The organism is Pleionea sp. WD8-19 (assembly GCF_055326765.1).
In genome coordinates this window covers 255667-273308 of the sequence record NZ_JBUZOU010000005.1, presented here as the reverse complement: position 1 = coordinate 273308, position 17642 = coordinate 255667, and the positions used below count along the sequence as shown (strand labels likewise).

Below are 17642 nucleotides of genomic sequence, written 5' to 3'. Positions count from 1 at the left end.
ATGCGTCCGATATTCACACTTCTTATAACCTTTACCGCGTTGACTTTATTGTGTTCATCGACATACGCCAACCACTCTAAGACAGAGTACAACATTCCTTATATTAACCAGAGCATCAAAGTGGATGGTTTGCTCACCGACGAAGCTTGGGCAAAAGCACAGAGGCTCACATTAAAATACGAAACTTATCCCGGTGAAAATACCGAGCCTATGGTTGAAACTTATGCTTACTATTTTGAAAACGGGGAGTATCTTTACGTTGCATTTGATGCAATTGACCCTGTCGTTCAGGATATTCGAGCCTTTTACAATGACCGAGACAATTCCTGGAACGACGATCAGGTCAGCATCATGATCGATACGTTTAATGACGAGCGGCGTGCGTATCAGTTTTTTGTTAACCCTTTGGGCGTGCAGTCCGATAGCATCATCGATGATGTCAATGGAAGTGAAGATTCCAGTTGGAATGCGATTTGGGAAAGTGCCGGAAAAATTTACGCACAAGGGTATCGGGTAGAAATGGCGATACCGTTACGAGCGTTGCGTTTTAACGACAGTCTGAAACATCAAATTTGGGGTATTGAGTTTATCCGTTTTTATCCGCGAGAAAGTCGTCATCGCTTTTCCAGTATGATGCGAAATCGCGGTTCGGCTTGCGACCTTTGTCAACTGGAGAAGATATCGGGATTTCGAAACATTCCGTCTTCGAATAACTTTGATGTGATCCCGACACTGACGCTGTTGGAACAAGAAAGGCGTAACCCTTCGTCTTCAGAGCCTTGGACGAGTACGGGTGTCGACAGCGAAATGGGGGCCGATATCCGGTGGGGTGTGAATCAAGATTTATATTTGAATGCGACCATTAACCCTGACTTTTCACAAGTGGAAGCGGACGCCGCACAACTGTCGGTGAATACTCAATTTTCTTTATTCTTTCCGGAGAAGCGAACCTTTTTTCTGGATGGCGCTGACTATTTTCAAACGCCGAATCAACTCGTTCATACACGTAATATTGCCGATCCGGATTATGGCATAAAGGTGACCGGTAAAACGGATGTTCATTCGTATGGCGTTATAATGGCTGATGACACGCGTACTCAATATTTGCTTCCCGGTAATCAGGGCTCATCCTTATACGAAATTGAAAATCAGGGCAGTGACATTTTTATCGGTCGTTGGCGGCAGGATGTTGGAGAAAAGCATTCGGTAGGTGCATTGTTAACGTATCGCTCTGCCGAAGACTACCGGAACCGTATTGCGGCGATCGATGGACGTTGGTGGTTGTCCGATAGTGATTCGATTCAGATCCAATATATTGACACGGATACTTTAAACCCGATTGAAAGTGACACCCCTCAAAACCAGCGAGACAAAGCCTTTACAGTGAATTACGAACACCGTGAACGCGATTGGCATTGGTTTGCTAGTCATGCCAATTTTGGTGAAGACTTTCGTGCCGACTTGGGCTTTATTTCACTCGTAAATTACAAAAAGTCAGGTTTTGGTGGTCAACGCAATTGGTATTCTGATAGCCGCTCCTTTTTTACTCATATTAATATTTACAGTGATTACGACAAAACCGATGATCAAAACGGTAAAAAGCTCGAAGAAGAAGTGGAGTTGTGGATTAACTTTGAAGGGCAAAAACAGTTTAAAGGTTGGATCGGTGGCGTGCGTCGCGAGCGACTTTTCGCTAATCGGTTTGAATTGGAGTTTGTACCGACAGGAACCGACACCGATGCACCTGACTATCAGCCTGAATTTCATCCGTTTGAACTGGAAGATTATTTTTACGAAACTTATTATATAGCAGGCGCATTTTTTAGACCCTATGCAGAACTTTACTTGGGAATGCGAGTTAAAGCGGGTAAGCAGGCGGATGTTTACAATGTGCAGTTAGGGCAAGTGCGTGAACTGAACCCCGAAATTGAATGGCGGCCTAATGCCAACATTCGAGCGAGTGTGCGATTTGTGAAAAACTGGCTTGATGTTGACGGAGGTGAACTTTTTCAGGCGCGATTGACCGACTTTCGTTTCTCCTACCAGTTTAATTTGCGGCACCTTTTAAAAGCTTCTTTCCAATATCTGGATTTGGAGCGTAACTCTGAGCTTTATCGGGGGCGATACCGAGTGGTGAGCGATATCTCACAATATCAAACACAGGAGCCCGAGAGCGTTTATAAAGATAAAGCGTTGCAAGTGGTCTACTCCTATAAATTGAACCCACAGTCCTTGGTGTTTTTGGGTTATTCATCGCACGGTTACCAAGATGAATCGTTAAGCCGTGTGGAAGCGGACAGCCGAACGTTTTTTGCCAAGTTCAGTTATGCTTTTCAAATGTAAGCCAAAAAATTTAGACGTTTATTGATTCATTGTACTGTGAAGCATTAAATTGTAAGCCATATTTCGAGAATGGCTGTTGTATGCGAAATGAAATTTGATAGAATCTCGCCAAATTGACCGTTTTATTGGAAAGTCCATGACAAAAAATTTGATTACCGTAGCGATATTGCTCCTTTGCTTAATACCGAAAGTTTCTAAGGCTGAAAACTCAGACACAAACTCGTCCGATGAATCCGTCTGGGCAGGTAAAGCAGAACTGGGCGTCGTAAATACTACGGGTAACACTGTCACCAGTTCAACCAATGGAAAAATTAACCTTTTGTATGAAGAAGAAAAGTGGCGTCAGGAATTTAAACTGGAGATCCATCAGGCCGAATCGCAGGTGTTGGATGAAAATAATGACAAGGTGACTCAAGAAACAGCCGATCGTACTTATTTTCTTTCTAAATCGGACTACAAGTATACCGAAAAGTCTTACGCTTACGCGTTAGTTGATTATGCGGATGAAAACTTCACAGACAAAGACTATATTGCCAATTTTTCCTTAGGTTACGGTCGAACATTCATTAAAAGTAAAGAGAAAAACCTGCACGCGGAATTTGGTTATGGTGTGCGCCGATATCAACCGAAGCACGAGTTTGAAACGACGGAAGAAGAAGTCACTCGATTGGCTGGAAAGTATTCTTCGAAAGTATCTGACAATGCGAGCTTTTCGCAGGAGTTGGTGGCAGAGTTGGGCAAAGACTTTGATATTTATAAATCCATAACAGCGTTAAACGTGAATATCAATAGTGCAATGGCTTTAAGTGTGGGTTATGAAGCCATCCACACGACAAAGTTAGAGCCTGCCGCTATTGCCGCCGGTACTAAGAAAACGGATGCGAAAACAACCATCAACTTGGTGTATAACTTTTTATAATTCAATAGCCGAAATAAAAAGGTGCGGTGTTTATTCCGCACCTACTGTATCTTTGACAAAAGGATTACTCTCGCGCTCACGCCCAAAGGTCGACATTGGACCGTGCCCAGAAACAAAGGCAACCTCATTGCCTAATGGCCATAATTTACTTTTAATACTTTTAATCAACGTATCGAAATCTCCGCGTGGAAAGTCTGTGCGTCCAATGGAGCCATTGAAAAGGACATCGCCAACCCAAGCGTGGTTACTGGCACGGTGATAAAACACAACATGCCCTGGCGTGTGGCCTGGGCAGTGATAAACTTCGAGCGTTTCGTTGCCAATCGTGACGGTATCACCATCATGCAACCATTGATTGGGGGTGAACGATTCAGCTGGTGGAAAGCCATACTGTTGGCTGACTTGAGGAAGTAATTGAATCCAGAAATTATCTTCCTGATGCGGACCAATAATGGGTAACTGCATCTCTTTGGCCAATTGAGCCGTGGCTCCCGCGTGATCGATATGGGCGTGGGTTTGTAAAATTTGCTTAACGATCACTTGTTGTTCAGCGATAGCTTGTCTTAGTTTGGGCAGATCGCCTCCAGGATCAATCACCGCTGCGTCAAGTGTTTCGTCGCACCACACCAAACTGCAATTTTGCTGAAAGGGTGTAACTGGAATTATTTTAAATTTCAACATGTTAGAAGTCACGACCGATTTAATTTGTGGTTATTGTAAAAGCATTGGCTGGGAAAACCAATGGCTAACGGTTTAATTGAAATCTGCCGTGCGAAAAAGAATTCTTTTGTTAGACTTAATAGAAGATGACAAGCGTGGGGTTGTGACTCTCGCCCTGCAATTCTGCGGCCACGACTTCTAGTGCAGAGACAAGATGTATAAACGATTATCGGTGGATGAACTCAAGCCTGGTATGTATGTAGAAGCCATTGCAGACCAAAAAGGTAAATCAAGAGTCAGTCAAAAAGGCCATATCAAAACGGTTAAGGCCATTGAAGCATTAAAAGCTGCCGGCGTTACAACTCTCATAATTGATACCGCCAAGTATTTAACGCTGCCTGCCGAGCCCTCAAAAGATAACTCGATGCCCCAAAAGGCAATCAATGTCAAAAAGTTAAGTCAGTTTTCCGAGCGTTTAGCTGAAGCTCAGGCGCTCCACCTCCATGCGAAACAAATCCAGTCAAGAGTGTTTCAGTCATTAAGAGCGGGTCAATTGGAGGAGTTCGAGCAATTGTTCCAAGTTTCTGAACGCTATGTAGACCAAATTTTTGAAGATCAAGATGCGTTATTATGCGCATCGATGATTCGAAATAAAGATGAGTACTTACTCGAGCACTCCATTAATGTTGCGGTACTTATGGCCTCTTTTGCTCGGTATTTAGACTTTCCTTTGGACAAAATCAAAGAATTGACCTTGGGCGCTTTTTTGCACGACGTTGGAAAAGTAAAAGTAGACGATCAAATTCTTAATAAACCAGGGAGGTTAACGAAAGAAGAGTTTGAGGAAATGAAACGACACGTCGCTTATGGATTGGAAGCTGTGGATGGTATGCAGGGGATGACTGAAGTATCTCGCCAAGTTATCGCGCTTCATCATGAAAAGCTGAGTGGTGCCGGCTATCCGGGCCAGTTGAAAGATAATCAAATTTCAAAAGTTGGAAAAATGGCTGCGATTGTGGATTGTTACGATGCCATTACCTCCGATCGTTGCTATAAAAATGGCGTTAGCCCAACCCACGCATTTAAAATTCTTATGCAGGATGCGGGCTCTCATTTTGATGCACAGCTGGTTGGTCAGTTTATTAAATGTTTGGGAGTGTACCCAGTAGGGACTTTAGTGGAACTCAACAGCGGAAAATTGGGAATTGTTATTAGAGCCAATAAGGTCAATCCACTTCGACCTAAAGTCAAAGTGTTTTTTAACCTTCGCCATAAGCACTATATTGATATTAGAGATATTGACCTTGGGAGAGCTTATGAAGAGGATGAGATTGTCCGTAATGTTAGAGCCGAAACAATCGGTATCGACTTGCCAAAATTTTTTGATGAGTTTTTAGTGTAACTGGGTGTTAACTTTCTTGTAAATTACTCGCAAATTTTTGATTTCTCAAAGGTTTAATCCTACAGTTATTTAAAAGGTAGAAACTGTCGGTACGACTCAATAACATGACCATTCCCGTCACCATTTGCGATGATTCAAACTTAGCTCGAAAACAGATTGCGCGTAGTTTGCCGCAAAATTGGAATATAGAGCTCTCATTCGCCACGAATGGTGTGGAAGGCTTGCAAGCGGTAAAAGAAGGGCGCGCAGAAGTGCTGTTTCTTGACTTGACGATGCCTGAAATGGATGGCTACCAAGTGCTTGAGCACATTTTTAAAGAACAATTAAAGGCCATGGTGATCGTAGTTTCTGGTGATATTCAAAAAGAAGCCAAAGAGCGGGTCACTTCGTTAGGTGCGTTGGCGTTTATTAAAAAACCATCTGATGCCGATCAAATCGCGATGATTCTTGACGAGTATGGCCTTTTAACGGAAACCACGGATACACCGAACGCTGAAATTGACAAGATTGAGCAGCAAACCATTCCACTTAAAGACAGTTATCAGGAAGTCGCCAATGTCGCTATGGGACGTGCCGCTGAGTTATTAGCAAAGTTACTCGACGCCTTTATTGTTCTGCCAATTCCGAATGTCAATCCCATAGAAGTGGGAGATTTGCAAATGGCGTTGCAAGCCATTGAAAGTCAAGATACGGTCAGTTCGGTCTGCCAGGGGTTTATTGGCAGTGGTGTTTCCGGCGAAGCGCTATTGATTTTTAATGACTCCAGTTTTGCTGATATTGCCAAATTGATGCGCTTTGAAGGCGAGTTGAACCGGAACGTAGAGCTGGAACTGTTGATGGATATTGCTAGCATTCTGATTGGTGCCTTTCTAAAAACGTTTGCAGAGCAATTGGATATTCAGTTCAGTCAGGGGCACCCCATCATTTTAGGTCAACACTGTCGCATTGCAGAGTTAATTCACCCGGAAAATGTCAGTTGGAAGGAAACACTAGCGATAGAGATCCATTACACGATAGAAAACTATAACGTGAACTGTGATTTGTTAGTGTTGTTCAGTGAAGACTCCATTGAAGAGTTAAACCAAAGGGTATCTTTCTATTCATCATGAGTGATCAAATTCAAGACAATAATCGACAAGTGCAAGAGTTGCACTGGATGATGGATATGCTCACGAATGTGGATGTTGGGCTTGTGGTGCTCGATGCCGGCTATTGTATCAACACCTGGAACCGGTTTATGGGCGATCACAGTGGAAAGACGGATCGAGAAGTCATCGGCAAAAGTATTTTTGAAATCTTTCCGGAAATACCGGAGGCTTGGTTTAAACATAAAATAAATTCGGTATTTATGTTAAAGAGTCGTGCATTTTCGACCTGGGAACAACGACCTTATCTGTTTAAGTTTAAAAACTATCGGCCCATTACCGGAACCGAAGACACGATGTATCAAAATGCCACGATGATTCCGTTGATGTCATCTGATGGCGAAGTGAACCATGTTTGCTTACTGATTTACGACGTAACCGATATAGCGACCAGTAAAAAGGAAATGATAAGGTTAAACAATGAGTTGGAGCAACTGAGCCGGACCGATCGATTAACAACGTTGTTTAATCGAGGGTTTTGGGAGGAGTGCTTCAAGGGTGAATACGAGCGCTGTTGTCGGTACAAGAGTGAGTCGAGCGTCATGATTTTTGACATCGACCACTTTAAAAAAGTGAATGATACCTACGGACACCAAGCAGGTGACGAAGTTATTCGAGAAACCGCAAGGTTGTTGAAAGAAATGGTGCGTAAGTCGGATGTGGCTGGTCGTTACGGAGGGGAAGAGTTTGTTGTTTTTTTGCCCAATACACCCGCAGAGAAAACCAAGGTTTTTGCGGAAAGGTTGCGCAATAACATCGCTGGCCTAACCGTTAGCCACGAAAAGCAAAAAATTCAATTCACCATCAGTATCGGCATTTGTCAGTTTAGTGATACTTTTGACAGTCATGAACAATGGATAGAAAAAGCCGACCAGGCACTGTATCAAAGTAAGGAAGGTGGGCGCAATCAAACCCATATTGCTGCCATCGATTGATTCCAAAAATACCGTCATTCAACTGCACGTCTCATTAATGCATTCTGCGATGATGCAAAAAGTCACTTTTATTACATCCCAATCCCTTTTAAACTGGTGTTTTCGTTTATAAAAACAGGAAGCGTATATGAGTGAAGCGGTAACGGCCTACGTACATCCAGCGGGTAGTCTGGATGTTTTGTCCAAGTACGAAGTCAATCTGATGACCGATTCCACCCACAAAGAGTTGCAGTCGTTGTTTCGACTTTGCGCTCTGGCAGTACTTAATACTGGCAGTGAGACGGATAACTGTAAGGACATTATGGAGCAGCATAAGGATTTCGACATCGAAATCTTACAAACCGATCGTGGCGTTAAGCTAAAAGTGATTAATGCGCCAGCGACGGCTTTTGTTGATGATGAAATGATCACCGGTATTCAGGAGCATTTATTTTCTGCGCTTCGCGACTTGGTTTATGCGTATCAACAAATTTTGCATAGCGGCCAATTCGATTTACAGAGCAGTGACGATATTACCTCTGCAAACTTTCATATCTTACGTAATGCAGGCGTACTGAATCCGGTAAAATATTTAAACCTCGTTGTTTGTTGGGGTGGGCATGCGATTAGTCGTGAAGAGTACGATTACACCAAAGAGGTCGGTTACCAGCTCGGGTTAAGAAACTTTGATATCTGCACGGGTTGTGGACCGGGCGCAATGAAAGGACCTATGAAAGGCGCTGCCGTTGCCCATGCCAAACAAAGGATCAAAGATTCTCGATTTATCGGCATTTCGGAGCCGGGCATCATTGCTGCGGAAGCACCGAATCCTATTGTTAATCAATTGATCATTATGCCGGATATCGAAAAGCGCTTGGAAGCATTTGCGCGTTTGTCACATGCGATCATTATCTTTCCAGGTGGTGTTGGTACTGCCGAAGAGCTCCTTTATTTGTTAGGATTATTGTTACACCCGGAAAATAACGAGATGCCGTTTCCATTAGTATTAACTGGGCCAGAGAACAGTCGTGCATATTTTGATCAATTGATTCAGTTTGTCGATACGACTTTAGGGCAGGAAGCGGTTAATAAAATGCATGTAATCATCGATGATCCTGAGAGTGTTGCACGTCATATTAAAACCGCAGTCGCTAAGGTTCGTGAGTACCGAAAGTATCAATCGGACGCTTACTTTTTTAACTGGAGAATGCACATACCGGAGGACTTTCAGCTTCCATTTGTGGCCAACCATGAAAATATGGCTGAATTAAACTTGACTACAAAACAGCCAATACACAGTTTAGCAGCAAACTTGCGGCGGGCTTTTTCCGGAATAGTCGCGGGAAATATTAAAGCGGAAGGTATAGCCGCGATCGAAGCATACGGCCCCTTTAAGTTAAATGGCGAACAATTTATTATGGATGCTTTAGATAAACTGTTGAGTTCATTCGTACAACAAAAGCGGATGAAAATTGGAGCGGATGAGTATTATCCGTGTTATCAGCTGGTTTAAAAAATAAACTAATACACAACACGATAAATTGGAAAATACCATGTTAAAACATTTTATAGGTGTCGTTTTTGTCATTGTTCTGCAGTCGGCCGTTTGGGCGAAAGTTGAAGATGAAGTGACAAACGGAAATATCGATCAGGTGATTAGCAAACATTTGCACTTGGATCTCACGGTAAACTTTGAACAAAGTCGTTTGCAAGGCTCGGTTGAGCACCATCTAAAATGGCTCGATAAAAGCTCGAGACAGTTGGTATTGGATACTCGAGATCTCGATATTGCTAAAGTGACCTATCTCGATGGCGACCGTTGGAAAAACGCTAAGTTTACTTTGGCAGAGCGAGATGACGTTCGTGGTTCAAAGTTAACCATCCACTTGCCAATTCAGACGTCAAAGGTGAAAGTTTTTTATGCCAGTCGTCCGGAAGCGAGCGGACTGCAGTGGTTAACACCCAAGCAAACCGCGGGGAAAAAGCACCCATTTATGTACAGCCAGTCGCAAGCCATTCATGCACGTAGCTGGATCCCTGTACAAGACACACCAGCGATGCGAGTCACCTACTCCGCTCGTATTCAAACACCGAAAGCGTTGTTGGCGGTAATGAGTGCGGATAATTCAAAGAATGCGGAAAAAGATGGCAATTACCATTTTGAAATGCCACAAGCCATTCCACCTTATTTAATTGCTATTGGTGTCGGCGATTTGGATTACAAAGCCATGTCAAAGCAAACGGGTGTTTATGCAGAACCTTCGATTTTAATGTCAGCGGTGGCTGAGTTTGACGATACCCAGGCGATGATTGAAGCGAATGAAAAACTGTATGATGAATACCGTTGGGGACAGTATGACTTACTCATTTTACCACCGGCTTTTCCATTTGGTGGCATGGAAAATCCTCGGTTATCTTTTATTACACCTACGGTGATAGCCGGTGATAAAAGTTTGGTGAATTTGATTGCTCACGAGCTGGCGCATTCATGGTCAGGAAACTTGGTGACCAATGCAACTTGGCGCGATCTCTGGTTGAACGAAGGCTTCACAAGCTATGTTGAAAATCGCGTGATGGAAGAAGTCTTTGGACGCGAACGAGCCGTAATGGAGCAGTACCTGGGCGTGGCGGATTTAAAAGAAGAATTAAAAGAACTGGAAGCGCGCGACACGATATTAAACCTGCCGTTAGAAGGTCGTGATCCTGATGATGCTTTTTCTGGCGTCCCTTATGTTAAAGGTCAACTGTTCCTGACTTTTCTTGAAGAAAAATTCGGACGAGAAAAATTTGATCCTTTTGTAAAAAACTACTTTAATCATTTTGCTTTTCAGTCATTGACGACCAAAACATTTATTGATTATCTACAAAAAAACCTACTTGAACGTTTCCCTGGTATTGTTTCCATGGAAGAAGTTAATGAGTGGGTTTATCAACCAGGATTACCTAAAAATGCACCAAAGCCTGAGTCAGACGCTTTCAATAAAATTTCCAGTGTGCAGAAAAAGTGGTTAAATGGTGAGATGATACTCAACGAGATTAAAACATCGGCTTGGAGTGTACATGAATGGTTGTTTTTTATTAATGAGTTACCACGTGATTTGGCATTGGAAAAAATGAAATCGTTGGATCAGCGATTTAAGCTCACCGAAAGCACCAATGCCGAAATCAGTTTTGCATGGTTCCGATTGGCAATAGGAAATAACTATCAGGTGGTCATGCCTCAGCTGGAAAAATATTTAGAGGGTATCGGGCGTCGTAAGTTTATCGTACCTTTGTACAAACAGCTGGCGGAACACTCGAAAGAAAATCGAGCGTTTGCGTTTTCTGTTTACCAACGAGCGCGAAGTGGTTATCACCCACTTGCTCAAGGGTCTGTCGATGAAGTATTCAGCAAATTAAAGTAATCAAACAAGCACGAGGTTCTGTAAAACGGTTGGTACTTTTATGGATACCTTGTGAGTTCGACAAGCTCAAGTGAACACATTCAAAAAGGATTTTTGTCTTGAGCTTGTCGAATAGACTTGCTTGAGGAAGAGTGAGAACGCCTCACTCAAACACACCGCTTAGGTTAAGATTGAGCGCTGTGATAAAAAACAAAAAGAGCGCTAGGCGCTCTTTAATTTTGGTGGAGAGGCATTTTCTTTTTATTGTCTCCGGAGGTCGCAAAATCCATCTTACGATTGCCGAAGTCGGTTGGGAAGCTGGAACTTTTATTTTAAATTCTTCAGGTTTCCCGATGGTCTTGGTTGCATTTTTATACATCGTTTTGAAGAGGGTACAAAATAAATCGGAACCGGATTTCAAGCAAGGGACAGCCCTGTGTCTAATCTGTGGATAACTTGTTAAATCTAATTTTATCTCAAAGAAATTATGAAGGTGCTAAGAGTGACTACGTTTGCTAAGAAAAAGCCGGTATTGCTTTTGTAAACCATTGAGTGTTTATTCTGAATAGGCTGAAAAATAAAACTTGGAGCTTAAAAAAAGAGCTCAGGCTGCAATGCTTAATGCGTTTTTTGTCTCGCTGATCCTATCGCGTGCTTCCTCGACAATTGCTAGGGTATGTTGAGGTGTCAATTGAGCGTCCAGCTGAAGCTTTTGGTAGGCGGGTAGTTCATTAATTCTGGGTAAATCTTTCATTTGCGGGCTACCAATATAACTGTGAAGCCTTGCAACCAGAACCAGATCAGCTAAGTCCGCTGGTCCTTCATGTTCTCTCATCCAGTTTTCTCGGGAGCGAGCAACTTCTTGAAATTCTTCCGCCATACCCCAATGGCGTAATACGGCAGCGCCAATGCTTTGAGAGTATTTATTGAGTATGGCCGATATTTCTTCGTCATTTTCAGTCATTTCAGGGTATTGAGTCGCTTTATCCAACAACGGTAAACAACCAATATCTTGGAATAACGCAGCCAAGATGGATTCATCGGCATTGAACGCTCCTTTTAAATGAGAGGCGAGTTCATAAGCGATAGCCGCGGTATAGCTGCTTTGATTCCAGATGCTTTCCAAACGTTTAGCAATTGATTTATTGCGAAGCTTGAACAAGCTGCGTACCGCGTAGGTCATCGCCATGTTTCGAGTGGTTTGCATACCGAGGCGATTAATTGCCTGTTGCACATTGCTGATACCTGCTGCGCGACGATAAATAGGTGAGTTAGCGACATTTACCAGATAACCGCAGAAAGCCGGATCACTTTGCGCCACTTTACTCAATTGCGAGATGTCTGTTTCGGGATCGGAAGCGGCATTTTTGATTTTTAGTGATACTTCAGGCAAAGCCGGTAGTTGCAGCTTTCCTGCGACGAGATCTTTGTGTATTTGCAATACAATGGTGCCTTTACTCATTGATTACCCTTTGTGAGCACGCTACCTGAAAATCGCTTTTTGGAACAAAGCTTCAGTTTAACTGGCTTAAAGATAGGTTAAATCTGGTATTGATATAAATTAAGTGTAATCTTCAAACACGGGATTTTCCTCGAAATTTGTAAAAAAAGCGGTTTTTTGGCAGAATATCTCCACTGGAGAAAGGAATCATTGAGGAAAAAGGATGTTTACTGATTATTTTTTACCTATTTTGGCATTCGGCCGAGTTTCGTACCTGTCCATTGCGTTATTTATTTTACCGCTGTTACTGTTTAATACTCATGCGGGTGCCAACGAGTTGTATAAGTGGCAAGATGAAGCTGGGCGTTGGCACTACAGTGACAAAGCACCTAATACCGTTGAGGCAGAAGCTCATCCGATCAAAGAAGTGGAGGGTGTCAGCTGGAAGGAAAGTCCTAAGCTGAAAAAATTGCCGACTCGAAAAGTCCCCAAAGGCAATCGAACTTTAAGCAAGAAACGTAAGCGCTGCGAATATTTACAAAAAAAAGTGGATTATTACGAGCGAAAATCGCGCGCGAACTTACAAAACGACCATTACCGAAGCCAAAAAAGAGATTTTCGCTGGCAAAAGCAGAATGAATGTTAAATAATTTCAATTTGAAATAGGGTGTTTTAAATCGAAATACCTCAAGTTTGTAGCAGTAGGCGACAATATGAAATCTTACTATTGGCTTTTGATAGGGTTCATCTCTAGCGCGCAAGCGGCAGAGCTATATAAGTGGAAAGATGAACAAGGCAAGTGGCATTACAGTGATAAGCCTCCTAAACAGCTTGATGTTAAAGTGCAAAAACAAACCGTTAAGGAAGTTAAAAGTGTTGAGTGGGAAGAGACCGAAAAGGTAAAAACTAAGCGTTATAACAGTAATTACAAGCGCCATTACACACAAAGTAAAAAGCGAAACAAATGTAACCGTTCAAAGCGAAACAGCGATTATCACGATAACCGATTGAAAAGAGGTTCAAGGACCCACTCATCTAACTATCACAAAGAGCAGTTACGCAATGAGCGCTGGAAACAACTGAAAAACAACTGTTAATTTAAAGTCATAGCAAAAAAGGCTCCAATCGGAGCCTTTTTTATTGGCTAGTAATTAAGCACTGAAATTAGAAGCGGCAAAATCCCAGTTAGCTAATGACCAGAAACCTTCCATATATTTAGGACGTGCGTTACGGTAATCGATGTAATAAGCGTGTTCCCAAACATCAACGGTAATAAGTGGGGTGTGACCTTCGGTGATGGGGCATCCAGCATTAGACGTATTCACAATCTCCAGTTTGCCTGCTGAATTTTTTACTAGCCAAGTCCAGCCTGAGCCAAAGTTGGTTACTGCGGATTGGGTAAACTTTTCTTTAAAAGCTGCAAAGCTACCGAAGGTTTCGTTAATGGCGTCGGCTAATGCTCCAGTCGGTTCGCCACCACCATTTGGGCTTAAGCTGTTCCAGTAAAAGGTGTGATTCCAAACCTGAGCCGCGTTATTGAAAACACCACCCGAAGATTTCTTGATGATATCTTCCAAAGTCGCGTTTTCAAACTCGGTGCCTGCAACCAGATTGTTTAGGTTTACAACATAAGTGTTGTGATGTTTTCCGTAATGGAAGTCTAACGTTTCTTCAGATATGGTTGGTGCTAATGCATCTTTCGCGTAGGGAAGCGGTGGTAATTCAAAAGCCATAAAGTTACTCCTTCGGGTATTGATTTGTTTTAACTGTCATTTTGGTGACAATATTGTAGTCATTCTTGATTGAAATTGTCAGCGTTTTTTATACCGAAAAGTCAGAGCTCTTTGATACCAGTAATGGGAAAAATCGATTAATTAACGTGAGCGTGTTTATTCGGGCAAGGGTTAATTTTTAACTTTATTCGGATTATGCTGGCGTTAATTTCGTCAGTTGATTAAGATCTTGTCTGCTATCGCAAATATTAGAAGTTGAGGCTTAAATGGATACATTAGATCGAATCAAACAGCAAATTGCTGAAAATGACATTCTTATTTATATGAAAGGTTCGCCCAAGATGCCAATGTGTGGGTTTTCAGCCCAGGCAGTACAAGCGCTTATGCAGTGTGGTGAAGAGTTCGCCTATGTCGACATTTTGGAAAATCCAGATATTCGAGCTGAGTTGCCAAACTACGCGAATTGGCCCACTTTCCCGCAATTGTGGGTGAAGGGTGAGCTCATTGGTGGTTGTGATATCGTTCTGGAAATGCTCCAGAAAGGCGAACTGCAAGATTTGATTAAAAGTGCTCGCGCTGAAAAGCAGGCATAGTAGTTTTGAAAACATTAAAAAAGGCTCCGAATGGAGCCTTTTTGCTATCTATTTCATTTAAAATCGTTGAGTATCAATAAGTTATGCTGCACTGTGGAAGTTAACTTCGGGTGTTGTGCTTTGCTTTAATAGTTCTTTGGCGTACTTGCCACACTTACCACACTCGCCAGCTACGCCTAGCGTATCACTCAGGCTGCGCATGCAGTTGGCCTTGCCTTCAGAAATCGCTTGTTTAATTTGAGAGTCGGTAATACCTCGACAAAGACAAACGTACATAAAATCAACTCGTTATGACATCTAACACAAAAGGATAAGTGTTATTATATGCAAATGAGAATGATTGTCAATACAATTCCTTTTGAGAGGTGTTTTTTGTGAACATGCTCAAAAAATAATCTTTTTCGAGAGCGGTTATCTTTTAGTGAGATGAATGTAATCGATTTAAGCGATTACTCCTGAAATCAGTAAACAAAGTTGATTTTGAGCGATTATAATAAGCGCGAACTTAAATTCATTAACCTGAAAATTACAGGAGAAAACAATGGGTGTATTAGTAGGACGTGAAGCTCCCGACTTCACTGCAGCAGCAGTATTGGGAAATGGCGAAATTGTTGGAGATTATAACTTTAAAAAGAATACTGAAGGTAAGTACGCTGTCGTCTTCTTCTATCCACTGGACTTTACCTTTGTTTGTCCTTCTGAGTTGATTGCATTCGATCATCGCCTAGAAGAGTTTAAAAAGCGTGGTGTTGAAGTGATTGGTGTGTCTATTGACTCGCAGTTTTCGCATAATGCATGGCGGAACACGGCCATTGATAAAGGTGGTATCGGAGAAGTGGGTTACACTTTGGTTGCCGATGTTAAGCACGAAATCTGCCAAGCCTATGATGTAGAGCATCCTCAAGCTGGCGTTGCTTTCCGTGCGTCATTCTTAATCGACAAAGAAAGCAATGTGCGTCATCAAGTGGTTAACGATTTACCTCTTGGCCGTAACATTGATGAAATGCTGCGTATGGTTGATGCCCTTCAATTCCACGAAAAACACGGTGAAGTTTGCCCTGCAGGTTGGAAAGAAGGAGACAAAGGCATGACAGCATCTCCAGAAGGTGTTGCTGACTACCTCTCAAAAGAAGCTGACAAGCTGTAAGAATCAAGACTTCAGGAACGGGGTACGAGGAATGAATGAACGCTTGAAGCTTCAAAGTTGGAGTTTTAAGCTTTATCGAACCTCGAACCTCGAACCTCGAACCTCGAACCTCGAACCTCGAACCTCGAACCTCGAACCTCGAACCTCGAACCTCGAACCTCGAACCTCGAACCTCGAACCTCGAACCTCGAACCTCGAACCAGCCTAATACCGGCGTTTTTATCGCTTATTTTTCTTTGTTTTCCAATCCATCGGCGATCAATGCCCATCCGCCGAGTTCCTTATACCGGTTAACAATCAAACAAAATAAGTCGGCTGTTTTTTCAGTGTCGTAAAGGGCAGAGTGCGCCTGCTGGTTGTCAAAGCTAATTCCGGCGGCTTCGCAAGCCTTTGCCAATACCGTTTGTCCCAAAGCCAGAGCGCTTAAACTTACGGTATCGAAAGTGGAAAAGGGGTGAAACGGATTACGTTTTACATTGTTGCGTTCACTGGCGTTTTTTACAAAACCCAAATCAAACGTAGGATTATGGCCAACCAATATCGATCGTTGGCATGCCGCTGCTTTTTGAGCCTTACGTACAAACTTAAACAGCTCTTTAATGGCTTCGGTTTCCGGAACCGCCATTCGCAATGGATTAAAGGGATCGATACCGGTTACTTCCAGTGCCGCCGCTTCGATATTGGCTCCATCAAAGGGTTCAACATGTCGATGAAAGGTCTGATCTTTAACCAGGTATCCTTGATCATCAAACTTCAATGTCACCGCCGCGAGCTCGAGTAATGCGTCCGTTTTGTCATTGAATCCTCCCGTTTCAACATCAACAACCACAGGAAAAAATCCTCGAAAACGTTTTGACAGCATATTATTTCTCGTTCGTTCAAAACCTCACATTGTCTGTTATTTTACATCAAACCGCCAGCTTCGAGTTTGGCTGAGTATTTGATGACGGCTGATAACCTTATTCATGGCGTAAATTCGCTTTTCTGTTTAAGTCGGAATTCCTGGTGCCGATACAAGATAAGTAAACTGAACTCGGGATAGGTAAATTCGGATTAACCGCATTTGAATCAGGACAGTGCAAATGAAAGCGAGCATCAAACACCTAATTTTGGGGCTGATTTCGGGATACAGCCTTTGTTTGTCGGCAGACTTTCGAAGCTACGAAGCTGAAATTGATCAATCGCGTTGGGAGTTCGAAGGTAATCCAGTGCGGTGTGAGTTGAAACACGCGATTCCGCGTTTTGGTGATGCGTTATTTTTTGCCAAGGCAAGCCGCACACCGAATATGGCTTTTATACTCGACTCAATGCGAAATCGCATTGAAACTGATCGATTGCTACAGGTTCGCGCTATAGCACCTTCTTGGAAACCAGGAAAAATGGCGGTTCCAATGGAGTCCGTTGCGGCTGTGCCCGGAGAAAAAACATTAAACATAATGGATGATTCCGCTTGGCAGTTGCTGGTTGCATTGGAGCAAGGATTGAACCCTTCTTTTTTCTATCGCGACTTTAATGGACTTCAAGACAGAGTGTCGGTGGCTTTATCGGCTGTCAATTTTCAAGCCGTTTATGATCAGTTTTTACAATGTGTTGAAGCGTTACTGCCTTATGACTTTTGGGAAATTCAATACACGATGGTTCACTTTGACTCCGACAGCAGTCGACTTTCCGATGCTGACAAATCGAAGCTGGACGTGTTGGCGGCGTTTTTAAAATACGACCCCGATATTGAATTGGTGTTGGTCGAAGGACATACGGACAGTATTGCATTACGCCGTTACAACTATTTATTAGGACAAAAACGAGCAAAGTCGGTTAAGAGTTATTTGCAAAATCAAGGTGTAAATGCCAATAAAATAAAAACACGGTCTTATGGTGAGCGCCGTCCCTTGGAAAGTAATCATACCGCGGAAGGGCGAGCGATAAATCGTCGAGTGTTTATCACCTTGAGTAAAAGCTAAT

17 protein-coding genes are annotated in these 17642 nt (G+C 42.7%); 12 read left to right on the top strand and 5 right to left on the bottom strand.

The genetic code is table 11. From position 1 onward, the window contains the following. Positions 1-2343 carry a carbohydrate binding family 9 domain-containing protein gene (locus ACTUJY_RS08620; RefSeq protein ID WP_463615674.1) on the top strand — a complete coding sequence of 781 codons (2343 nt, stop codon included), beginning with the start codon at positions 1-3 and terminating at the stop codon, positions 2341-2343. A 136-nt stretch (positions 2344-2479) separates the two neighbouring features. Beyond that, on the top strand, positions 2480-3262 hold the full coding sequence (locus tag ACTUJY_RS08615) for a DUF481 domain-containing protein (protein ID WP_463615673.1): 783 nt from the start codon (positions 2480-2482) through the stop codon (positions 3260-3262). A 30-nt stretch (positions 3263-3292) separates the two neighbouring features. Here ACTUJY_RS08615 and ACTUJY_RS08610 read toward each other — a convergent pair whose 3' ends face one another. Further along, positions 3293-3940 carry an MBL fold metallo-hydrolase gene (locus tag ACTUJY_RS08610; protein ID WP_463615694.1) on the bottom strand — a complete coding sequence of 216 codons (648 nt, stop codon included), beginning with the start codon at positions 3938-3940 and terminating at the stop codon, positions 3293-3295. Positions 3941-4136: 196 nt separating this feature from the next. Here ACTUJY_RS08610 and ACTUJY_RS08605 point away from each other — a divergent pair, with 196 nt between their 5' ends. The 5 genes from ACTUJY_RS08605 to ACTUJY_RS08585 all read left to right on the top strand — a co-directional run bounded on the left by ACTUJY_RS08605 (position 4137) and on the right by ACTUJY_RS08585 (position 10787). Further along, positions 4137-5324: an HD-GYP domain-containing protein gene (locus tag ACTUJY_RS08605; RefSeq protein WP_463615672.1), complete on the top strand. Its 1188-nt coding sequence runs from the start codon at positions 4137-4139 to the stop codon at positions 5322-5324. A gap of 104 nt (positions 5325-5428) precedes the next feature. Then, positions 5429-6433 (top strand): response regulator, encoded by a 1005-nt coding sequence (locus ACTUJY_RS08600; RefSeq protein WP_463615671.1) that lies wholly within the window; start codon positions 5429-5431, stop codon positions 6431-6433. Next, positions 6430-7404 carry a GGDEF domain-containing protein gene (locus ACTUJY_RS08595; protein ID WP_463615670.1) on the top strand — a complete coding sequence of 325 codons (975 nt, stop codon included), beginning with the start codon at positions 6430-6432 and terminating at the stop codon, positions 7402-7404. Before ACTUJY_RS08600 ends, ACTUJY_RS08595 begins: the two co-directional genes overlap by 4 nt. Positions 7405-7531: 127 nt before the next feature. Beyond that, the gene (ppnN, locus tag ACTUJY_RS08590) at positions 7532-8896 is read left to right on the top strand and encodes a nucleotide 5'-monophosphate nucleosidase PpnN (RefSeq protein ID WP_463615669.1); all 1365 of its coding nucleotides are present in this window, start codon (positions 7532-7534) and stop codon (positions 8894-8896) included. Positions 8897-8936: 40 nt separating this feature from the next. Then, positions 8937-10787, top strand: a complete 1851-nt coding sequence (locus ACTUJY_RS08585) for a M1 family metallopeptidase (RefSeq protein WP_463615668.1) — start codon at positions 8937-8939, stop codon at positions 10785-10787. 583 nt (positions 10788-11370) lie between these two features. On the opposite strand, the gene ACTUJY_RS08580 is transcribed toward ACTUJY_RS08585, so the two are convergent. Further along, positions 11371-12228: an HDOD domain-containing protein gene (locus tag ACTUJY_RS08580; protein ID WP_463615667.1), complete on the bottom strand. Its 858-nt coding sequence runs from the start codon at positions 12226-12228 to the stop codon at positions 11371-11373. Positions 12229-12430: 202 nt separating this feature from the next. Here ACTUJY_RS08580 and ACTUJY_RS08575 point away from each other — a divergent pair, with 202 nt between their 5' ends. Then, positions 12431-12853, top strand: coding sequence for a DUF4124 domain-containing protein (locus ACTUJY_RS08575; RefSeq protein ID WP_463615666.1), 423 nt, complete (start codon positions 12431-12433; stop codon positions 12851-12853). A gap of 67 nt (positions 12854-12920) precedes the next feature. After that, complete coding sequence (locus tag ACTUJY_RS08570) at positions 12921-13304, top strand: DUF4124 domain-containing protein (protein WP_463615665.1); 384 nt, start codon at positions 12921-12923, stop codon at positions 13302-13304. A gap of 54 nt (positions 13305-13358) precedes the next feature. Here the strand turns inward: ACTUJY_RS08570 and sodB are convergent, their stop codons facing one another. Then, a complete protein-coding gene (gene sodB, locus ACTUJY_RS08565; protein WP_463615664.1) occupies positions 13359-13940 on the bottom strand; it encodes a superoxide dismutase [Fe] in 582 nt (193 codons plus the stop codon). A 266-nt stretch (positions 13941-14206) separates the two neighbouring features. Here sodB and grxD point away from each other — a divergent pair, with 266 nt between their 5' ends. Then, a complete protein-coding gene (grxD, locus tag ACTUJY_RS08560; RefSeq protein ID WP_463615663.1) occupies positions 14207-14533 on the top strand; it encodes a Grx4 family monothiol glutaredoxin in 327 nt (108 codons plus the stop codon). A gap of 81 nt (positions 14534-14614) precedes the next feature. Here the strand turns inward: grxD and ACTUJY_RS08555 are convergent, their stop codons facing one another. Then, positions 14615-14809 (bottom strand): (2Fe-2S)-binding protein, encoded by a 195-nt coding sequence (locus ACTUJY_RS08555; protein ID WP_463615662.1) that lies wholly within the window; start codon positions 14807-14809, stop codon positions 14615-14617. Positions 14810-15074: 265 nt separating this feature from the next. Here ACTUJY_RS08555 and ACTUJY_RS08550 point away from each other — a divergent pair, with 265 nt between their 5' ends. Continuing rightward, positions 15075-15680: a peroxiredoxin gene (locus ACTUJY_RS08550; RefSeq protein WP_463615661.1), complete on the top strand. Its 606-nt coding sequence runs from the start codon at positions 15075-15077 to the stop codon at positions 15678-15680. A 226-nt stretch (positions 15681-15906) separates the two neighbouring features. Here the strand turns inward: ACTUJY_RS08550 and rnt are convergent, their stop codons facing one another. Continuing rightward, positions 15907-16542, bottom strand: a complete 636-nt coding sequence (gene rnt / locus ACTUJY_RS08545; RefSeq protein ID WP_463615660.1) for a ribonuclease T — start codon at positions 16540-16542, stop codon at positions 15907-15909. Between the two features lie 220 nt (positions 16543-16762). Here rnt and ACTUJY_RS08540 point away from each other — a divergent pair, with 220 nt between their 5' ends. Beyond that, a complete protein-coding gene (locus tag ACTUJY_RS08540; RefSeq protein ID WP_463615659.1) occupies positions 16763-17641 on the top strand; it encodes a flagellar protein MotY in 879 nt (292 codons plus the stop codon). Position 17642 lies beyond the last annotated feature (1 nt).

Coding starts and splice junctions, on each gene's coding strand:
- sodB (WP_463615664.1), bottom strand. CDS start 13,940: ATGGCTTTTGAATTACCACCGCTTCCCTACGCGAAAGATGCATTAGCA.
- ACTUJY_RS08575 (WP_463615666.1), top strand. CDS start 12,431: ATGTTTACTGATTATTTTTTACCTATTTTGGCATTCGGCCGAGTTTCG.
- rnt (WP_463615660.1), bottom strand. CDS start 16,542: ATGCTGTCAAAACGTTTTCGAGGATTTTTTCCTGTGGTTGTTGATGTT.
- ACTUJY_RS08605 (WP_463615672.1), top strand. CDS start 4,137: ATGTATAAACGATTATCGGTGGATGAACTCAAGCCTGGTATGTATGTA.
- ACTUJY_RS08540 (WP_463615659.1), top strand. CDS start 16,763: ATGAAAGCGAGCATCAAACACCTAATTTTGGGGCTGATTTCGGGATAC.
- ACTUJY_RS08595 (WP_463615670.1), top strand. CDS start 6,430: ATGAGTGATCAAATTCAAGACAATAATCGACAAGTGCAAGAGTTGCAC.
- ACTUJY_RS08580 (WP_463615667.1), bottom strand. CDS start 12,228: ATGAGTAAAGGCACCATTGTATTGCAAATACACAAAGATCTCGTCGCA.
- ACTUJY_RS08555 (WP_463615662.1), bottom strand. CDS start 14,809: ATGTACGTTTGTCTTTGTCGAGGTATTACCGACTCTCAAATTAAACAA.
- ACTUJY_RS08600 (WP_463615671.1), top strand. CDS start 5,429: ATGACCATTCCCGTCACCATTTGCGATGATTCAAACTTAGCTCGAAAA.
- ppnN (WP_463615669.1), top strand. CDS start 7,532: ATGAGTGAAGCGGTAACGGCCTACGTACATCCAGCGGGTAGTCTGGAT.
- ACTUJY_RS08550 (WP_463615661.1), top strand. CDS start 15,075: ATGGGTGTATTAGTAGGACGTGAAGCTCCCGACTTCACTGCAGCAGCA.
- grxD (WP_463615663.1), top strand. CDS start 14,207: ATGGATACATTAGATCGAATCAAACAGCAAATTGCTGAAAATGACATT.
- ACTUJY_RS08585 (WP_463615668.1), top strand. CDS start 8,937: ATGTTAAAACATTTTATAGGTGTCGTTTTTGTCATTGTTCTGCAGTCG.
- ACTUJY_RS08615 (WP_463615673.1), top strand. CDS start 2,480: ATGACAAAAAATTTGATTACCGTAGCGATATTGCTCCTTTGCTTAATA.
- ACTUJY_RS08620 (WP_463615674.1), top strand. CDS start 1: ATGCGTCCGATATTCACACTTCTTATAACCTTTACCGCGTTGACTTTA.
- ACTUJY_RS08570 (WP_463615665.1), top strand. CDS start 12,921: ATGAAATCTTACTATTGGCTTTTGATAGGGTTCATCTCTAGCGCGCAA.